Source organism: Maribacter cobaltidurans (assembly GCF_002269385.1).
In the GTDB taxonomy this organism is placed as follows: domain Bacteria; phylum Bacteroidota; class Bacteroidia; order Flavobacteriales; family Flavobacteriaceae; genus Maribacter; species Maribacter cobaltidurans.
The window spans coordinates 1,122,843-1,142,708 of sequence record NZ_CP022957.1; the positions used below are offsets into that span (position 1 = coordinate 1,122,843).

A 19,866-nucleotide genomic window follows, 5' to 3' on the forward strand; every position below is an offset into this window, starting at 1 on the left:
TCGCTGGCAAATGTGCTAAAACGAATTAGTACACAACAATTATTTATGGCCTTATCGAAAGATGAAGTATCCTTGAACATAAACAACAAAGATAATCCTGCTGTTATAACCATCGTAAACCATCCCAAATACGAATCTGCTTACTCGCCTATCATCGCTGCAATTATACAAACAGTCATCAAGCAAATGAGCGTGAGAGGTAAACAGTCGTCATTTTTAATGATGGAAGAAGCCCCAACCATCAAACTATTAAATATGCACCGTATTCCGGCTACGTTAGGAAGCTATGATATTGCTGCAATCTATGTGATACAGGACAAAATACAGAATGATTTGCTCATAACCTGAATTTGATACACGGATTACCACAGGCGAAAAAGAAGTTTCTAAACGTAGAGCAGATGTTTTCTTTCGTTTGAAACAAGGCGAGTTTATAACTTTTGCTGATGGCGAGGATAAAAGAGTTCAATTTAAACTACAAGCGATTAAAAGAAAAATACCAAATCTTCATCAACATTTCACAACTGATGAATTAAATCTCAATTTTGAACGGATTTATAGAGAGATTAAATCCGTTTTTAGACTGAACTGATTTTCGATTTAGCAAATTTTTTAACATAAATTATTTTATTTTTTATAAATTTGCAAAACTAATGAAACAAATATTTTATAAAATATCATCCCTTTTAATAGCTATTGTAGTATTGCTTTCTACAATGTCGTATACCATAAATTCGCACTATTGTGGTGGTATTTTGGTTGATTCTGCAATTTTTACAAAGGTAGGTACTTGTGGAATGGAAATGGAAAATCGTTCAACTGAGGGTTGTTCCATTACTAAAAAGGATTGCTGCAATGACGAACAAATAAGTTTTGACGGTCAAGATGAATTACAATTATCTTTTAATACACTTGCTTTCAACCAACAAATATTTGTTGCATCATTTGTTTACAGTTATATAAATCTTTTTGAAGGTTTAAAGGAAACAATATCCTTATATAGAGATTACGCTCCCCCACTGGTCGTCAGGCAAATCTACAAAATTGACGAGACTTATTTAATTTGATTTTTTTACTGTTAATCTTTTATTATCCAATGGATATTTTCCGTTAGGATAGTTGCCGTATTTAGACATTCCCCCAATACAAATATTAAATTGTTTTAATACTAAAAAAAGATCAATAGCTTTTAGAGAATAGGTAATATCAAATCTCAATTGAGATAAAAATTTGATACCAAATAATTCGGCAGCAGTCAATGCCAAACATATATTATCAAGATTTATTGAATACTATTTGCCAGATAAGATGATTGTTCTTGTCAGGAGCCTGAAGAAAAAAATAACGTCCATATATGATAACACAAGAGTTTAAAATAAAAGGTATGATTTGTAGCCGTTGTTTAAAAGTTTTAAATAATGAGCTGAACGCGACAGGAGCCAAGGTATTAGATATTCAATTAGGGAAAGTTGTAATCAATTATAGACCTGAAAAAATAAATCGTTCAATTATCGAGCACATAATTGTTGGGAATGAATTTGAAATAATAACAAGCGATAATGAAATCCTTGGAGAGCAAACAAAGAGATGGATCATAAATTATATATATAATTCCGATTTGAACACAAAACTTTCCTCATACCTAAATTCTCATATTAATAAAAGTTACAGTTTTATTAGCGATAATTTTTCAAAAATATTTGAATATACTGTTGAGCGTTATGCTTTAACAATAAAAATAGAAAGAGCAAAAGAGCTTATTGAAATGGGTGAGCTAAATTTTACAGAAATAGCATATTGTTTAGGGTACCAAAACCTTTCTGCTCTATCACGCCAATTTAAACAGGAAACTGGTGATACAATGAAAAAATATAAGGAAAAACGAGGAGTCAGAACTCCCTTAGATAAAATAAGATAAAACATTCATGATATATAATAAACATTAATGATGCAATAGGAATACTTTTATAATTTTTACCAAAATTTTATGATTATAAAAAAAACAAAAATAGTTAAAGTGTTATCAAGCCATATATTATTTGGCCTACTTGTTTTTTATTTCATCCTGCATCCTTTAACCATGGCTATCTATGGTTTTGAATGCGCACAAGAAAAATATACATTCAATGAACTATTAAGTATGATGGGAGTAATTTTATCAAAGACATTTTCCTTTGAAATGCTTCCAATGTCATATATATTTATTGTGGTTGGGATAATTTTTGGCTTAATCTCAGGTCTATACTGGTTTAATATCCTCCATAAAAAGGTCATCAATCAGAGACAACACCGCATTTTAAATGCTGATGCTTTAATTCTCATTAAAAATGGCGAAAATAATTATGTTGAATTCAAATCATCCATAAGGTATGATTTTCTCAAAAAAACAACTAATAGGGATTTAGAGCTAGTGATTGCAAAAACCATAGTTGGTTTTATGAATGCTCAAGGAGGTAAGTTAATTATAGGTGTTGAGGATAATATGGATATTATTGGTTTACAAAAAGATATGAACACTTTAAAGCATAAAAATCCAGATGGTTACGAGCGTAAGGTCTATGAAATAATAGCTACCTATATTGGCGCTGAATTTAGCAGTTTGTGCCAAGTTGATTTTCATAAGATTAATGATGAATTTATATGCATCATACGCATAAATAATTCTAAAGAACCTGTTTACATGTCCGTTTCAAATAAAACCACTTTTTATTTAAGAACCGGCAATTCAACCAACCCACTTACAGTAAGGGAAACCGTTAAATATTTAAAAATTAGAAAACATGAATAAATTACTATCCATCACCACATTGATAAGTTTAGTTTTAATCTCATGCAATAATTCCAATAAAAACAAAAAGAGTGAAAATACTGATAAAGAATTGTCAAAACAAAAAACTACTGAACAGTGGAGCTATTCAGGTGAATCTGGACCCGAATTTTGGACTCAGCTAGAAAAGGAATCAGATTGCGGTGGTCAATATCAATCTCCAATAAATATTAATACTACTAACTCTGAACTAATTACCAATGATATTAAAGTTTCTGATTTTCATTATGAAAAAGCAACGGATATTCAGTCCGTTAAAAATAATGGACATACAATTAAATACAACTTTACTTCCAATGAAAACACGATGGCCTATGATGGTGGAAAATATTTGTTAAAACAATTTCATTTTCATTCGCCTTCTGAGCATACTATTAATGGAATTCGCTATCCCTTAGAGCTACATATGGTACATTATGATAATGATAGTGGCGAATATTTGGTATTTGCAATAATGGCACAACAAGGTGATCCCAGCAAAACTTTTGAGTTTTTAGGACAGTTCCTTCCTTTAAAACAAGGAGAAACAAAGACCGTAAATAAATCTCAACAATTAAGTTATGCACTAAATGAAAGTATTGATGGCGCACTATATAATTATAGAGGTTCATTAACAACACCTCCTTGCACAGAAAAGGTTAATTGGTTTGTATTGGAAAAACCCATTAGTGTTTCTGAAGAGCAAATAAAAATGCTAAGTATTTCTATGCCAATAAACAATTATCGTGATATACAACCCTTGAATGATCGAAAAATTAATAAAATAATGCCTTTAGCGACAAACTAATTATAACTAATTAATCTTTAAAACTATTTACTATGAGAACACTATTATTAACGCTATTTCTAAGTGCAGGACTTATTGGACAAGCACAAACCGATGAAATGTCTGTAGAAGGAAATGTTGAAAATCTTCCTGTACATGAATATACATTGACCATCGATCAACAGATTGTAAATAAAGCAGGGAAAGATGTTGTGGGCATGACCATTAATGGTCAAATACCTGGCCCTACCCTAGAATTTATTGAAGGTGAATATGCCATAATCCATGTGAAAAATAATATGGATGTTGAAACCTCTATTCACTGGCATGGATTATTATTGCCAAACTTCTATGATGGAGTACCTTATATAACTACTCCACCAATTGAGCCGGGAGAAACGTTTACCTATGAGTTCTCAATTAAACAAAATGGAACTTATTGGTATCATTCTCATACCGGTTTACAGGAACAAAGTGGGGTTTATGGGTCTATAGTTATACAACCTAAAGAAAAAACATTAGACTATGATAAGGAATTGGTTGTAATGTTATCTGATTGGACCAATGAAAAACCTAAAACCGTCCTGCGCTATTTAAAGAGAGGGTCTGAGTGGTTTAATATAAGAAAAGGAACTTCTACACCTTTAAATCAAGTAATTGCCAGAGGGGCATTGGGTGCTCAGCTAAAATTTTGGAAACAGCGCATGAATAGTGCAGATATAGCTGACATTTATTATCCTGCGTTTCTAATTAACGGTGAGCAAACCTCTGAACACCCAGAGTTTAAACCTGGAGATAAAGTACGTTTACGTGTTATTGATGGTGGAGCTTCAACTTCGTTTTGGATGACTTTTGGCGGTGAAGACCCTATTTTGATAGCAGCAGATGGAAAAGATGTAGTGCCAGTTAAGCATAACAAGACCTTCATAGGTATTGCTGAAACTTATGATTATATAGTAACCATACCACAAGATGGAAAAATAGAATTCAAAATCACGGCGCAAGATGGGTCTGGTACAGCATCGACTTTTCTTGGAAGTGGAAAAATCTATCCAGCCCCAGAAGTTCCAAAACCAGATAAAATTGCCTTAATGCAAAAGATTGCCAAAATGAAAATGAGAATGGGCGCACCAGCATTAAAATATAGACCAAACATTGATGAACCTTATAAAATGGCAGAAAATTGGGGAATGAAGGGCGAAAAATCTATGGGGAAAATGAGCAATATGCCTATGGATAATAAAGTAGAAAAACCTGCTAATGGCATGGAGAATATGAATATGAATATGAAGGAAGGTAAAATGGATATGAATAAAGAAACAAAAATGAGTCCCATGAAAGGGATGAATGCTTTTTCAGAATATAATTATGACTATTTAAAATCCCCCAACAAAACCTCATACGATAAGGATGTGCCTGTTAAAGAAATTTTGCTGAATCTTACTGGGAATATGCAACGTTATATCTGGAGTTTAAACGGAATACCACTATCAGAGGCAGATAAAATTAAGATTGAAGGCGATCAAGTAACTCGTATTACATTTAATAATCTTACTATGATGCATCACCCTATGCACTTACACGGTCACTTTTTTAGGGTTATTAATGAGAATGGGGAATATTCCCCTTTAAAACATACGGTAAATGTACCGCCAATGTCTAAGATTACCATAGAGTTTTATGGTAATGAATATGGAGACTGGTTTTTTCATTGTCATATATTATACCATCTTGAAGCAGGAATGGCTCGTGTCGTAAGTTATGGGACACCAAGAGACAGCCGAATGAAGGAATTTCCGGCGTCTACTGCCGTTGCCGAAACTGATAAATTTTATACTTGGGGCATTGTAGATGCTGCATCAAATTTAGGGCGTATCAACTTAGTTAGTTCTAATATTCGAAATCAATTTAACCTAGGTGCGGAGTTTGGTTGGAACAAAAATATGGAGGCAGAATTTACGTATCAAAGATACCTTTATGACTATCTAAGTGTTTTTGGTGGTGTTAATATAGAAAATGCAACACCTGATAGCTATGATAGTTTTAATACAACTGCTGTGGCAGGAATCCGTTTTTTAACTCCATATCTATTTTCTCTAGATGCTAGAATAGATAGTCAATTACGTCCTAGAATTGGTGTTGGGAGGAGTATTATGTTATTTAAAAAGTTTTTGGCTTTTGGGTACTATGAGTATACTTTTGATTTTGGATGGGTAAATACCTTGCCCAATAATAATAATTTTAGTGGTGAGTCTTTATGGAGCGCTGGTGCGGAGTATATGTTGTCTAGAGATTTTTCTTTAATGGCGAGTTACGATAGTCGTTTTGGAGGAGGAGCTGGCTTGTCTGTCCGATTTTAATAAATTATAAATGCATAGCAATTATTCAAAATTGGCAGTGCTACTGCTAATCGTTGCTTTCTTGGTAAATATTTTAGAGATATACTGCCAATAAAAATATTTAAAATAAAACCTGAGACATCAACGAAATGAAAAAACCTAAAAAAGAGAATCCCATAAAAGAAAATAACAAACTGTCCCTAATCGGTTCTATATCTCTAGGCACAGGTGTAATGATTGGTGCCGGAATATTTGTGCTTATGGGCCAGATAGCTGAGTTGGTTGGAGATTTATTCCCAATTGCCTTTATTGCTGGTGCCATTGTGGTAGGGTTCAGTTCATATTCTTATGTAAAGTTCTCTAACGCATATCCATCCTCTGGAGGTGTTGTTAAATTCTTCAATAGAGCGTATGGCCCAGGAACGACAACGGGTGTCTTTTCCCTGTTGATGTATGTTTCAATGGTGGTTTCAGAAAGTTTAGTGGCCGGTACTTTTGGAGCTTACACGCTTCGGCTATTTCCCGAAAGTTTTGCCGGCTATGCATCCATTCTCGGTATTCTACTTTTGGTAACTGCCTATATATTGAATATTTTAGGTAATAAAGTTATTGGAACAACAGCAACCTTTACAGCAATTATTAAGGTTGCTGGTATTGCGTTGCTAGCCATTGCAGGCCTAATAATTTCTGGGATTGCAGATATTACTGGGAATTATATTCCTAATAATTCCGAAGCGTTGCCACGAGGATTCAGCTTTGTAGCTGCGTTGGCATTATCAATCCTTGCTTATAAAGGATTCACAACAATAACCAATCAAGGTGGAGATATTAAAAACCCTCATAAAAACCTTGGTAGATCCATTGTATATTCTATTCTTATCTGTACTGTTATATATGTGGCATTGGCACTTTCTGTTGCAGGAGGTTTAAGCATCCCTGAAATAATCAAGGCAAAAGATTATGCCTTGGCAGCGGCAGCAAAACCTGTCTTTGGAGATTGGGGTTTATGGATTACCATAGCCATAGCAATTGTTGCGACCTTTTCAGGCGTTTTAGCGAGTATGTTTTCAGCATCTCGTTTATTGGGAATGTTAAGCAATATGAAACAAGTGCCATCCTTAAAAAAACTAGGAAACTTTAAGAATCCTGCTCTCATATTTACAGCCTCTCTTGCCATATTACTGACTGCCTTGTTTGATTTAACGAGGATTGCTTCTATAGGAGCTATTTTTTACCTTATAATGGATATAGCCATTCATTGGGGGCTTTTCCGCCACTTAAAAAAGGATGTGAAATTTCAACCTATCATTCCGTTAATAGCCATTGTAATGGATATAGCCGTACTCGTTGCCTTTCTATATTTAAAATATCTCAACGATCCGATGGTGCTTATAGTTGCAGCAATTGGAATTATATTAATATTTGTTGCGGAACGTCTTTTTATGAAGTCGCATACAGATAATGAAGGTAATATGGAAATGGGAATGGAAACCACCAAATCAAAGAACTAAAAACAAAATTAACATCAATTAATAAACCTTTTGGAGTATGAAGATTTTTAAAAGAATTGCCATTGTGTTATTAATTGTACTTGTGGGCATCCAATTTGTACCCACAATGCGCAATCAAAGTGACACGATACCAAGAACCGATTTCATGCTGGTAAATGATGTACCAGAAACAATTCAAAAAAAGTTACAAGTATCCTGCTATGATTGCCATAGTAATAACACCCAATACCCTTGGTATAATAAAGTACAACCTGTTACTTGGTTTTTAGAAGGTCACATTAAAGAAGGGAAAGCTGAACTTAATTTTAACGAATGGGATTCATTATCAAACCGAAGAAAGAAAAGTAAACTTCGATCAATTATTAAACAAATAGAAAGCGGAGAAATGCCTTTGGATTCTTACACCTTAATTCACAAAGACGCAAAGTTTTCAAAGGAAGAAACGAATGAAATAATCAATTTTATCACACAATTAAAGGATAATTTATAAACAATAATTAAATAAAAATAAAATGAAAAATTTAAAAATGAGTATAGCAGCAATGCTATTGTTAACAGTTTTTTTACAAATGCACAGGAAAAGGATAAAATGAATCACGGAGAAATGGAAATGGATCATAGTAAAATGAAAATGGAAGATGCCAAAACAGAAGCAGTTCTTGCTGATTATTTTATGTTGAAAGATGCTCTAGTAGGAGATGACACCAAAAAAGCCGCACAAGCAGGCACTAAACTAGTAGCCTCTCTTAAATCATTTGATAAAAGTAGCTACACAAAAGATCAGCAAAAGGAGCTAACCGACATTATAGAAGATGCTACGGAACACTCAGAACATATTGTTGAAAGTGCCATAGACCACCAAAGAGAGCATTTTAAGATCTTGAGTAAGGATATTACTGATATGATAGCTATTACAGGGTCAAAAAGCACATTGTACCAACAATTTTGCCCAATGTATGATAAAGGGAGTGCTTGGTTAAGCACAAGTCACGAAATTAGAAATCCTTATTATGGAAGCTCAAGGTTGAAGTGTGGAAAAGTTCAAAAAACTATTCAATAGATAGTCCCTTGAATAGAAATCTTTTCAATACTCTGGTTTATTAATTAACAGAAAGTTGATTGATGATAAGGATATCTGAATAGTTAAAAAGTCCTGTTTTGGAAGGAAAAATAATTGATGGTTAGTGTTAGTTCCTTCCCAATTCAGGCACAAATTAAAGCCCTAATAAGAGAAAGGGATGTTTTTTTCATTGGTTGGTTTAGTAAACCCTTTCTCTTTTTTTAGGCACAATGTGTTTATTTAAAAAAAATAGTAAAGAATATCTGATTTTATGAGAAGAAAGACTTAAGTGGTTAATCGTTTAATACTAGTTCGCCCCACATTTTTAAGTATAATATAAAGATTTCAGTTTATTAATCACAATCAAAAAATATGTTAAGTGAATGAAGGATTGTTGTAATACAAATAATGGCAAAGTCCAAAATAAGAGCTCTTTTGCAAAATGGTTCAATTATTTAGTGTATGCAATATTAATAGCAATAATTGGCGGTGCATTGGTGCTACAGATATTAGTTTAAAAGAATAATATAATTGAAGAGACCTATGATGAAAAATCATAGCTAACAAATTAATGAATGGGTAAAGAAAAAGACATAGAAACTACAACTGCGTTTTATGGGCAGCTATTCTATGGTTCAAAGTATGTACTATTAGTGCTGCTTATCGCTTCGGTAGTCGAACTGTATGCTATACCTAGTCTTGATGCGTCTTACGTTACAATTATAATTTTAGTTTTAACATTGATTAAAATTGGGTTTATTATAGCCTTGTCCTTTAATCAGTTGATGAAAATAATTGCTCAAAGTCATCTCTTGAGCCACGTATTGGTGCTGTTCGGATATTTGATTGTGTTGGTTATTTTCTCGTTTGCAATAGATTTTACTGTATTACAATTTTTGGACGCTACTCATTTTAAAGTCAACAATAGCATTGGAAATAATGGACTCTCGGTATTTTTCGATTTATCCTATTTCAGCCTTATTACATTTTCATCTGTAGGATTTGGAGATATAGTTCCAATAACGGTTCCAGCTAAAATTTTAGTAACACTTGAGGTATTACTTAGATTTTTCGTGTTGGTTTTTGGTATCGCAAATGTGAATAGAATCAGAGTAAATAAATAATCTTTAAATACAAAACAGTATAAAAACAGTAAAACTTACAACATTATTAACGCTATTGTTATTTGTAACTAGCCACATCTTTAGTCAAAATACAGATTTGGATACAGAAGAACTAGCGGTCATAGAAGTAATGAAGTCGTATAAAGATGCCATTCAAAACCTGACTACAGACGGTACTTTCGAACTTTTTACGGAGGATGCTACTATTTTTGAACAAGGTAAAGTAGAGGGCACTTATAAAGAGTACATTAATGGGCATCTAGGTCCAGAATTAGGTCACTTTAAAAGTTTTACATTTTCAGATTATAAAATTAATGCAAATGTAAATTTACCGCATGCATATACAACTGAAAATTACCTGTATAAGATAGTTTTAAAGGGTGACAAGGCTAAAGGGACAGAGGAGCGAACTATTAAAAGTAAAGGATGGAGCTTACCTATAAGCGCGAAACTACAGAGAGCAGAAACAAAGGTCAGTTGTGGTTGCTTCTCTTTCATAAATTTTAAAAGCTAACAGTATAACAAGTTTAGAAAATCATGATTATAAACAAAAGAATACCACTTTACTATCCCTTTAAAATGATTATTGTTGATATTTTGATAATTTCAGCATTTGCAACCGTCATACATTTAATTTCTTCCAATTTTATAGACTTTAAACTACCCATCTCTTTTAGTGCTTTTTTTGGTACATCAATTTCTTTGATTCTCTCATTTAAATTGAGCCAGTCATATGATAGGTGGTGGGAAGCTAGAAAAATATGGGGTGCCATTGTGAATGATTCCAGGTCTCTAGTTATGCAACTTAAAACGTTTATTCAGCCAGATAACGAGGCTGGAAAAATCATTCTGAACAAAATGGCATATCGTCAAATTTCATGGTGTTATGCACTTGGTCAAAATCTACGCAAACAAGAGGTAATGAAATACTCGAAAGAGTTTATATCTGAAGAAGAGTTTATTCTTGTGAACAATAAAAGCAATATACCGGTGATGCTGTTAGACTTGCATTACGATGATCTAAAAAAAATGCGTAAAACAGAATTGATTAGTGAGTTTCACGAAATACAGATAGAAAGTACAATGCAAAGGCTTTGTACTTCTATGGGACGAGCGGAGCGCATAAAAAATACCTTTTTTCCAAAAACGTATAGGTTAACTTTAAGATTATTCATTTATCTGTTTTTGATTTTACTTTCCTTGTCCATGTCTAATTCATTGTCTGAATTTCATGACTTTATACATATACCATTATTAATTGCGATTGCAATTCCTTTTTTTCTTTTAGAAAAGATAGCATATCAAATACAAGACCCGTTTGAAAATCAACCAACGGATACAGCTGTAACGTCAATAGCCAGAACTATTGAAATAACATAAAGGAACTTATAGAAGATGAATCAGTACCAGAACCATTTAAACCAGAAAAATTCTATATAATGTAAGGCAAAATAGTCTAATACAAAAAAGAAAAGGTTGTTAGTCAACAATCTATATAAATTTATAAGATTAAAACCCGACTATTTTAGTTTTAATGTTTTTGTTATGGTAGGCTAGCTTTTAGGTTCCCTTATGAAGAACTGATAAAGCACTATAATGTTCTCTTAAATTTATTGTTTGTTAGAAATTTAAGCAATTCTTAAGAAAAGCCAAATCTTAACTTAATTAAATATTGTAACTTTTGCGCAATGAGAATTCTAATCGTAGAAGACGAACCAGGTATATTTAATTTCCTTAAACAAGGTTTAGAGGAAGAGTCCTATGCGGTAGATATTGCCGAAGAAGGCAAGAAAGGTCTTCAATTAGCCCTTTCAGGAGAATACGATTTATTACTATTGGACTGGATGGTGCCAGGTTTAAGCGGTATCGAAATTTGCCGTCAATTTAGGAAACAATTTAAAGAAACACCCGTCATATTTTTAACAGCGAAAGATACTTTAGACGAAACTATTTTTGGGCTTCAAACTGGTGCAAACGATTACATAAAAAAACCTTTTCATTTCGAAGAATTATTAGAACGAATCAAGGTACAACTACGCCCTAAAACTGGAGAGCATTCTGTTTTTAAAATAGGAAATATCACGCTCAATACTTCAACATACCAAGTGCATAAAGAAGCTGAAGAAATAAGTCTTACACAAAAAGAATTTGCTTTATTAGAATACTTGATACGGAATAAGGGAATAGTATGCAGAAGATCTCGAATTATTGAAAGTGTTTGGGATATTCATTTCGACTACAATACAGGAGTTATAGATGTGTTCATCAATGCGCTTCGCAAGAAATTGAAATTAGGGAAAGACGAGAATTACATTCAGACAGTTAGAGGTGTGGGCTACATTGCAAAGGAAATATGAATTTAAGTTTTAAAAATAGAATCGCATTTCATTATATGATTGCGACCGCAATCATTATGGCTGTAGCATTTACAGCTGTTTATTTTGTGGTCAAAGGTGTGGTGTATCAAAATATAGACCACGACCTTTCTTTTGAAGCGGAAAAGCATACCGGAGAAATGAAAGTCGTTGGCGACAGCATCAAAATAAAAAATAAAAAAGAGTGGGAAGAAAAAGAACATAGAGAAGTTCAAGTAAATCCTGTTTTTATCCAAATTTTAGATAAGAACGGTGTTTTTATGGATAAATCCCCAAACCTAAAAGAAAATGAGCTCGAATTTCATCCACGATCTAAATATGGTGGTCATGTTAACGATATACTTAATGAAAAACCAATTAGACAAATTCAATTACCCATAGAAGAAAACGGTAAAATAAAAGGTTTTATAGTGGCGGCTATGTCGTTAGAAGCATCACAAATGGTATTGCTAAATTTAAGAAATATTTTGCTGTTAGTGTATTTGCTACTTTTAGCGAGTCTTTATTTTATTTCCAAATTTATAGCAGGTAGAAGTATTACACCTGTCAAGAATGTTACAGAAACGACTAACAGAATTACGCGAAACAACTTAAACGAACGTGTTACATTACCTCAAAACAAAGATGAACTTTTTGATTTATCTTCAGGGATTAACGACTTATTGCAACGCATCGAGAATGCTCTGGAAAGGGAACGTCAATTCACATCAGATGCGTCTCACGAATTACGAACACCTTTAGCAACTTTAAAAGGTACGTTAGAAGTATTAATTCGCAAGCCAAGGGAACGAGAAGAATATGAGGGAAAAATCAAGTTCTGTCTTTCAGAAATAGACCGAATGACTGCTACATTAGAGCAGCTTTTACTGTTGGCTAGATTAGATACAAGTTCAAAAGCAGCAGACGAATCTTCGCGGCCTTTGGCAACTATAATAGACGAAATTCTATCAAGATATAAAAACAAAATTTCAGAAAAGAAGCTTTCTATCAATTTCAAAAATGAGGTTGACAATGAGACTTTAGTGCCTCAATATTTTACGAATCTAATACTTGAAAATATTATTGGGAATGCAGTAAAGTATGCTAAGGATGCTACCAAGATCCATATTTCTATTACACAATTAGAGTCTAAACTTGTTTGTAAAGTGAAAGATGAAGGGATAGGAATTAGAAAAGAAGATTTAGAGAACCTGTTCAATAATTTTTTCAGGTCTGAAGCACTGAACCATAAAAATATTTCTGGTAATGGCTTGGGGCTTTCCATAGCTAAAAAAGCTGCTGATGCTATTGATGCAAGTATTTTTGTCGAAAGTGAATTAGGTAGCGGAACTACTTTCACACTTCAGTTTTAAGCTAATCTTAAGACTATCCTTAGACAGTCTTTAAACTACAATACTACATTTATACAAGAATTAGCAACAGTACAATAATTACTATTTGAAAAAGAAAAAAGTTCCCCTTAACCTTTAAATGTTTTTTGGTTGGTTTTTATTGGTTAATAGCTGCAAAGGTCTTGAGAACTCTCAAGGCCTTTGCTTTTTCTATAAAACATTCTTAAGCCAATCTTAAGAAACCGTTTAGAATACACTTAGATAACGCATCTACATTTGTTTCATTATTTAATAAACCACCAAAAAATGTTAGAACGTATTATCCAGTACAGTATCCATCACAAACTTATCGTACTGTTATTTACCGCCGGAATTATTGGATTCGGCCTGTATTCCCTATCCAATATTCCTATCGGAGCTGTACCAGATGTAACCAATAATCAGGTTCAAATCATCACGACTTCAAGAACCTTGGCGACGGAAGATGTAGAGAAATTTTTGACCTATCCTGTAGAGTTGGAGATGGCAAATTTGCCTGGGGTCAAGGAAATCCGTTCCATATCAAAGTTTGGGCTATCCGTGGTTACAGTTGTATTCGATGATGATTTAGGTACATACTTACCGCGCCAACTTATCGCAGAGAAAATAAAAAGTGCAGAAGAAAAAATTCCCGCAGGTTTTGGCAAACCTTTTATGGGTCCTGTTTCTACAGGTCTTGGGGAGATTTACCAATATGTAATCGATGTAGACCCTAAATATAAAGACCAGTATTCATTATCAGATGTACGTACTATTCAGGATTGGGTCGTAAAACGCCAACTTTCTGGAATTCCAGGTGTTGTAGAAGTAAATACTTGGGGAGGCTACTTAAAAACTTATGAAGTTGCGGTTAATCCAGAACGTCTAAGAGCTATGGATGTTTCTGTCTTTGATGTTTTCTCTTCTTTAGAAAAAAACAATAGTGTTGCCGGAGGAGGTTATATTGAAAAAATTAATGAAAGTTATTTTATAAGAGGTGAAGGCTTAGTTACTTCAGTTCAAGATATTGAGAATATTGTTGTAACCAATAAGGGTGATTTACCTGTTTATATTAGGGATGTTGCTACTGTGGGATTTGGTCACGCAAATCGTTTTGGAGCAATCACAGGAAATGGAGAAGGAGAAAAAGTACTCGGACAAGTAATGATGCTTAAAGATGCCAATTCCAATGCTGTAATCGAGGCAGTAAAAAAACGTGTGGCAGAAATACAATCATCCTTACCTACAGGCATTTCAATTAATCCATTTTTAGAAAGAAGTGAGCTCATTGCGAAAACAACCTCTACAATTGCTGAAAATCTAATCTTAGGATGTTTAATAGTCATTTTTGTAGTAGTGTTACTTTTAGGAAACTGGCGTTCAGGATTGGTTGTAGCTTCTGTAATTCCGCTATGTTTACTATTCGCACTTTCGCTAATGTACATTTTTGGGGTTGATGCCAACTTAATGAGTTTAGGAGCTATAGATTTTGGTATCATCATCGATGGTGCTGTAATTATCGTTGAGTTTATTGCCTTTAAAATTACGAGTCAGCGTACTAAATTATTGGCTCTGCCTAAAAATGAAAGACAAGGGTTGATAGATGCGATAACCTACCAAGGCGCAACTAAAATGATGAATTCAGCCGTATTTGGGCAGTTAATCATCATCATCGTTTTTATCCCAATTCTGTCACTAGTAGGCGTAGAAGGAAAAATGTTTCGTCCTATGGCATTAGTGTTTTGTTTCGCCCTAATTGGAGCTATGATTTTATGCTTTACCTACATACCAGTAATGGCTTCATTATTTATAAAACCGTCTAATACAGAAAAGAAAACGATATCATCAAGACTTATTACTTATTTAGAAAACAAATACCAACCTATTATTACTTGGGCATTACGTAAAAAGAAATTAGTACTAGGTATGGCTGTAGCTTTATTAGTTTTTACAGGGTTTTTATTTACGAGAATGGGTGGTGAATTTGTGCCCACTTTAGATGAAGGCGACTTTGTAATTCAGCCAATTTTAAAGACAGGAACATCCTTAAGTAAAACTATTGAAGCTACTACCAGAATGGAAAAAATATTAAAAAAATTCCCTGAGGTGGAACAAGTGGTGAGTCGTATTGGTGCTGCTGAAGTACCTACGGATCCCATGTCTATGGAAGAAAGCGATGTTATCATCAAATTAAAGCCAAAAGAAGAATGGGTATCCGCGGAGACTAAAGACGAATTGGCCGATAAATTTAAAGAGGCATTATCAGAAGTTGCAGGGGTAGATTTTGAATTTACCCAACCTATCGAAATGCGATTTAACGAATTAATTACAGGGGTAAGAGCCGATTTGGCCATCAAGGTTTTTGGAGAAGATTTAGATGTATTGTATAGAAAAGCATTAGAAATAGAAAAGGCTATTCAGAATGTTGAGGGGGCAGCAGATATTTCTGTAGAAAAAACTGCTGGTCTACCACAGATGTCTGTAAAATATAACCGCCAGAAAATTGCTAAATATGGATTAAACATTGAGGACTTGAATAAAGTTATTACGATGGGATTTGCAGGAAAAACTGCTGGAACTGTATTTGAAGGAGAAAAACAATTTGATTTAGTGTTACGTTTTGATGATGCTCACAGAAAAGATATTGAAAACCTAGAAACTGCATCGGTTTCGTTGCCTAATGGCACAAAATTACCACTTAGCGAATTTGCTAATATTAGTTATACCAAAGGACCTGCTAAAATTTCACGCGATAATACCAAACGTCGAATCGTTGTAGGTGTAAATGTTAGAAACCGTGATTTAGAATCTGTAGTGAAAGATGTTCAAGCAATAATAGAAAGAGATGTGAAGATTCCAACCGGATATTCCATAAGCTACGGTGGACAATTCGAAAACCTTAGAACTGCTACAGCACGATTGAAAATAGCAGTACCAATCGCGTTAATTCTAATTTTTGTCTTGTTGTATTTTGCTTTCGATTCTGTAAAAGAAGCCTTAATGATTTACAGCGCCATTCCATTATCCGCAATTGGTGGTGTTATGCTTCTTTATATGAGAGACCTTCCTTTTAGTATTTCGGCAGGTGTTGGTTTCATTGCGCTTTTCGGTATTGCAGTTTTAAACGGTATTGTGTTGATTGAAGAGTTTAAAGAACTCAAAGCACACGGAGTCAATAATATTAATAAACGAATAATAATGGGTACAAAAAATAGATTGCGCCCTGTATTATTAACAGCAGCAGCAGCAGCTTTAGGATTTTTACCGATGGCAATTTCGACTTCCGCAGGTGCAGAGGTTCAAAGACCTCTAGCGACAGTAGTGGTTGGTGGCTTAATAACTGCAACCATATTGACACTTGTAGTATTACCTATTTTGTATGCAATGCTTGATAGAAAAGGGCATCATCCAAAGGTAAAAACAAAAGTAAACTTTAAAGCTCTTGGCATTATAGCGGTCTTACTAGCACCAATTGTTGGTAGCGCACAACAAAATCCAATAAGTGCAGAACAGACTGTAGAAATGGCAATCGAGAATAATAAAGGACTGCAAGCCAACGCAAAAAGAATCAATCAATCAGAACAATTGGTAGGTAGTGCCTTTAATATAGATAAAACACAAGTTTCCTATGGTTATGACCAAAATAATATAGCTGAAAATGGTCTACCTCTTAATGTTTTTGGAGTTAGTCAGTCATTTCAATTTCCAACCATTTATGGAGCTCAGCACAAAGTAGAAAAACAAAAAGTGGCATTAACAACGCAACTGTATCAGTTAAATGAAAGGATGTTAACTAAAGAGGTTTATGTCGCTTATTATAATGTGGTCTACAGTCATAATTTAGTCAAGCAATATACGTATTTAGATAGTTTATACGGGCAATTTGCTAGTGCAGCGAAAAAGCGATATGATGTTGGAGAAACCAATTTATTAGAAAAATTAACCGCTGAAACAAAACAAAAAGAAATTAGCATTGCACTTGCACAAGCTAAAGAAGACGTTTCTAAAGCCTACACAATGCTCAATCAATGGGTACAAAGCGATTCGTTGATTACCGTTAATGAAGATGTACTACCGAGATTAACCTTAGATGATTTTTCCATAGCAAACCACCCAGGGATTTTATATTATAATACAATAGAAAATTTGGCAAAATCGTCCCTTTCTTTAGAGAGACAAAAGCTATTACCAGGTTTGCAATTTTCTGTATTTCAAGGTACTAATAATGGTGTTAATGCAAAAAATTACAATGGGTTTCAATTGGGTGTTGCAATACCCTTATGGTTTGGAGCAAACAAGTCAAAAATCAATGCGGCAAAAACCGAAACCTTTATTGTAGCCAACGAATATGAAAACTATAAAATTCAATTGCAATCAAAATACGACGCCTTACTTTCCGATGTAAAAAAATATCAAGAAACAGTAGATTATTATGAAACTGCAGGAAGAGCACTTTCTAAAGAATTAACAACAACAGCTTCTAAAGCATTTCAAAATGGCGAGATAGATTTCTTGCAATATGTACAGCTTTTAGAGAGTGCCAAAAATATCGAAATCAACTATTTACAAAACCTAAACAAGTATAATAATACAGTTTTAGAATTAAATTACTTAACTAATTAACAATGAAAAATACACGTAACAATTCATCGAATTCTATATACATCAAGAGTCTTTTATTGGTGGCAATAATGGCTTTAGCATCCTGTAATTCAAAAGAAAAATCTGAGGTAAAAAATACAGATGCAACTGAAAAAGCAGAGAATACAGATATAGCTACCATAACAGAGAATCAGTTTAAATCAGGCGATATGGAGCTTGGCAAAATAACAACACAACCATTTAATACTGTTGTAAAAGCGAATGGTATGTTTGCCGTTCCGCCAGAAAATCAAGCAGACGTAAGTGCTTATTTTGCTGGATATGTAAAAGATATTAACCTATTACCTGGAGATGCAGTCAAAAAAGGTCAAACATTATTCACTATTGAGAACCCTGAATATGTACAGGTGCAACAAAATTTTTTAGAAGCCAAGGGACGCTTAAATTATCTAAAATCGGACTATGACCGTCAAAAAGAATTGATTGCAGATAATGTAACATCCAAAAAGAACTTCCTAAAAGCAGAATCAGAATATACCGTGACATTAGCACAATATCAATCGCTAAAAAAGAGGTTGAGCTTAATGAATATTAACCCAAACACCTTGTCTGGAGATAACATTCGGTCAGTAATTAGCGTACTTTCACCCTTGTCAGGTTACGCAACAACTATTAATGCTACTAAAGGAATGTATTTAAACCCTTCGGATGTGGCCATAACAGTCACAAATACAGACGATTTGCACATAGAGTTGAAAATTTTTGAAAAAGATTTACCAATGATTAAAATGGGGCAACCCATCAATTTTCGATTACAAAACAATATGGACAAAGTGTATCAAGGGAAAGTACATTTAGTCAATAAAACTATTAACGCCGAAGATAGAACTGTAAACATACACGGAGATTTGGTGAATGAAGATGACGCCAAATTATTTGCCCCTGGAATGTACATTGAAGCAGAAATTTTAACCACTTCGTCAGAGCATCCTGCATTACCAACAGAGGCGGTTGCCAATATTGACAATGACTTTTTTGTTCTGGTTAAAGAGAATGAGCAAACTTTTAGAAGAGTATTGGTTAAGGTAGGAACAACCAATAATGGTTTTACACAAATCCTTAATGCGGATGATTTTAAACCAGACACCCAATTTTTAACCAAAGGAGCTTTTAATTTAATAACAGAATAGATGGAAGAAAAAACAGAAGAAATGGACAATTATTTAGACAACCATTACATCCACAGAAGTAACTGGTTAAGGGCAGCAGTACTTGGAGCTAATGACGGTATTTTATCTACAGCGAGTCTTGCAATAGGTGTTGCAGCAGCGAGTGCCACACGAGAGCCCATTATTTTAGCAACATTAGCTGGTCTTGTTGCTGGTGCTTTATCCATGGCAGCAGGAGAATATGTTTCTGTAAGTTCACAGACAGATATTGAAAAAGCTGATATTGAACGTGAAAAACAAGAACTAAATGAAATTCCAGAAATCGAATTACAGCGATTAGCTGAAATTTATGAAAAAAGAGGGTTAAAAAAAACAACTTCATTAATTGTCGCTAAAGAATTAACGGAACACGATGCCTTAGGTGCACATATAAGAGATGAGCTTGGAATAAATGAAATTAGCCAAGCCAAACCTATTCAAGCGGCTTTTGCATCTGGGGCGGCATTTACCGTTGGTGGATTACTTCCTTTTTTGGTAACACTTTTTCTGCCTTTAAATAGTATGGAATATTCTCTTTATGGTTTTGCACTTTTCTTTCTTATTGTATTAGGAGGATTGGCAGCAAAAACCGGTGGTTCAAGTATAGGGAAAGCTATAATTCGTATCACATTTTGGGGAACAGTTGCAATGGGTCTAACCGCATTAGTGGGTTATATGTTTAATGTAAATATTGCTTAAATAAAT

The 19,866-nt window shown here is 33.9% G+C and carries 15 protein-coding genes and 2 pseudogenes; all 17 read left to right on the forward strand.

Going from position 1 to position 19,866, the window contains the following annotated elements; all coding sequences use genetic code 11:
* Positions 1 to 592 (forward strand): annotated as a pseudogene (locus CJ263_RS21220) (type IV secretory system conjugative DNA transfer family protein); the annotation flags it as partial.
* Between the two features lie 61 nt (positions 593 to 653).
* Complete coding sequence (locus tag CJ263_RS04800; protein WP_094996211.1) at positions 654 to 1,067, forward strand: HYC_CC_PP family protein; 414 nt, start codon at positions 654 to 656, stop codon at positions 1,065 to 1,067.
* A 287-nt stretch (positions 1,068 to 1,354) separates the two neighbouring features.
* Complete coding sequence (locus CJ263_RS04810; RefSeq protein ID WP_094996213.1) at positions 1,355 to 1,918, forward strand: AraC family transcriptional regulator; 564 nt, start codon at positions 1,355 to 1,357, stop codon at positions 1,916 to 1,918.
* A 69-nt stretch (positions 1,919 to 1,987) separates the two neighbouring features.
* Positions 1,988 to 2,788, forward strand: coding sequence for an AlbA family DNA-binding domain-containing protein (locus CJ263_RS04815; protein ID WP_094996214.1), 801 nt, complete (start codon positions 1,988 to 1,990; stop codon positions 2,786 to 2,788).
* Positions 2,781 to 3,614 carry a carbonic anhydrase gene (locus tag CJ263_RS04820; RefSeq protein ID WP_094996215.1) on the forward strand — a complete coding sequence of 278 codons (834 nt, stop codon included), beginning with the start codon at positions 2,781 to 2,783 and terminating at the stop codon, positions 3,612 to 3,614. The genes CJ263_RS04815 and CJ263_RS04820 overlap by 8 nt, the downstream gene beginning before the upstream one ends.
* Positions 3,615 to 3,646: 32 nt before the next feature.
* Complete coding sequence (locus CJ263_RS04825) at positions 3,647 to 5,953, forward strand: multicopper oxidase domain-containing protein (protein ID WP_094996216.1); 2,307 nt, start codon at positions 3,647 to 3,649, stop codon at positions 5,951 to 5,953.
* A gap of 128 nt (positions 5,954 to 6,081) precedes the next feature.
* Positions 6,082 to 7,443, forward strand: coding sequence for an APC family permease (locus CJ263_RS04830; RefSeq protein WP_094996217.1), 1,362 nt, complete (start codon positions 6,082 to 6,084; stop codon positions 7,441 to 7,443).
* A gap of 37 nt (positions 7,444 to 7,480) precedes the next feature.
* Positions 7,481 to 7,933, forward strand: a complete 453-nt coding sequence (locus tag CJ263_RS04835) for a heme-binding domain-containing protein (protein WP_094996218.1) — start codon at positions 7,481 to 7,483, stop codon at positions 7,931 to 7,933.
* 22 nt (positions 7,934 to 7,955) lie between these two features.
* Positions 7,956 to 8,503, forward strand: a pseudogene (locus CJ263_RS04840) (DUF3347 domain-containing protein).
* Positions 8,504 to 9,078: 575 nt separating this feature from the next.
* Complete coding sequence (locus tag CJ263_RS04845) at positions 9,079 to 9,627, forward strand: ion channel (RefSeq protein ID WP_094996220.1); 549 nt, start codon at positions 9,079 to 9,081, stop codon at positions 9,625 to 9,627.
* A gap of 97 nt (positions 9,628 to 9,724) precedes the next feature.
* Positions 9,725 to 10,141: a DUF4440 domain-containing protein gene (locus CJ263_RS04850; RefSeq protein ID WP_229702327.1), complete on the forward strand. Its 417-nt coding sequence runs from the start codon at positions 9,725 to 9,727 to the stop codon at positions 10,139 to 10,141.
* A gap of 23 nt (positions 10,142 to 10,164) precedes the next feature.
* On the forward strand, positions 10,165 to 11,007 hold the full coding sequence (locus CJ263_RS04855) for a bestrophin family protein (RefSeq protein WP_094996222.1): 843 nt from the start codon (positions 10,165 to 10,167) through the stop codon (positions 11,005 to 11,007).
* Positions 11,008 to 11,315: 308 nt separating this feature from the next.
* The gene (locus tag CJ263_RS04860; RefSeq protein WP_094996223.1) at positions 11,316 to 11,984 is read left to right on the forward strand and encodes a response regulator transcription factor; all 669 of its coding nucleotides are present in this window, start codon (positions 11,316 to 11,318) and stop codon (positions 11,982 to 11,984) included.
* The gene (locus CJ263_RS04865) at positions 11,981 to 13,354 is read left to right on the forward strand and encodes a HAMP domain-containing sensor histidine kinase (RefSeq protein ID WP_094996224.1); all 1,374 of its coding nucleotides are present in this window, start codon (positions 11,981 to 11,983) and stop codon (positions 13,352 to 13,354) included. Before CJ263_RS04860 ends, CJ263_RS04865 begins: the two co-directional genes overlap by 4 nt.
* 285 nt (positions 13,355 to 13,639) lie before the next feature.
* Positions 13,640 to 17,974, forward strand: coding sequence for a CusA/CzcA family heavy metal efflux RND transporter (locus tag CJ263_RS04870; protein WP_094996225.1), 4,335 nt, complete (start codon positions 13,640 to 13,642; stop codon positions 17,972 to 17,974).
* Between the two features lie 2 nt (positions 17,975 to 17,976).
* The gene (locus CJ263_RS04875) at positions 17,977 to 19,143 is read left to right on the forward strand and encodes an efflux RND transporter periplasmic adaptor subunit (protein ID WP_094996226.1); all 1,167 of its coding nucleotides are present in this window, start codon (positions 17,977 to 17,979) and stop codon (positions 19,141 to 19,143) included.
* A complete protein-coding gene (locus tag CJ263_RS04880) occupies positions 19,144 to 19,860 on the forward strand; it encodes a VIT1/CCC1 transporter family protein (RefSeq protein WP_094996227.1) in 717 nt (238 codons plus the stop codon).
* Positions 19,861 to 19,866: the final 6 nt, after the last annotated feature.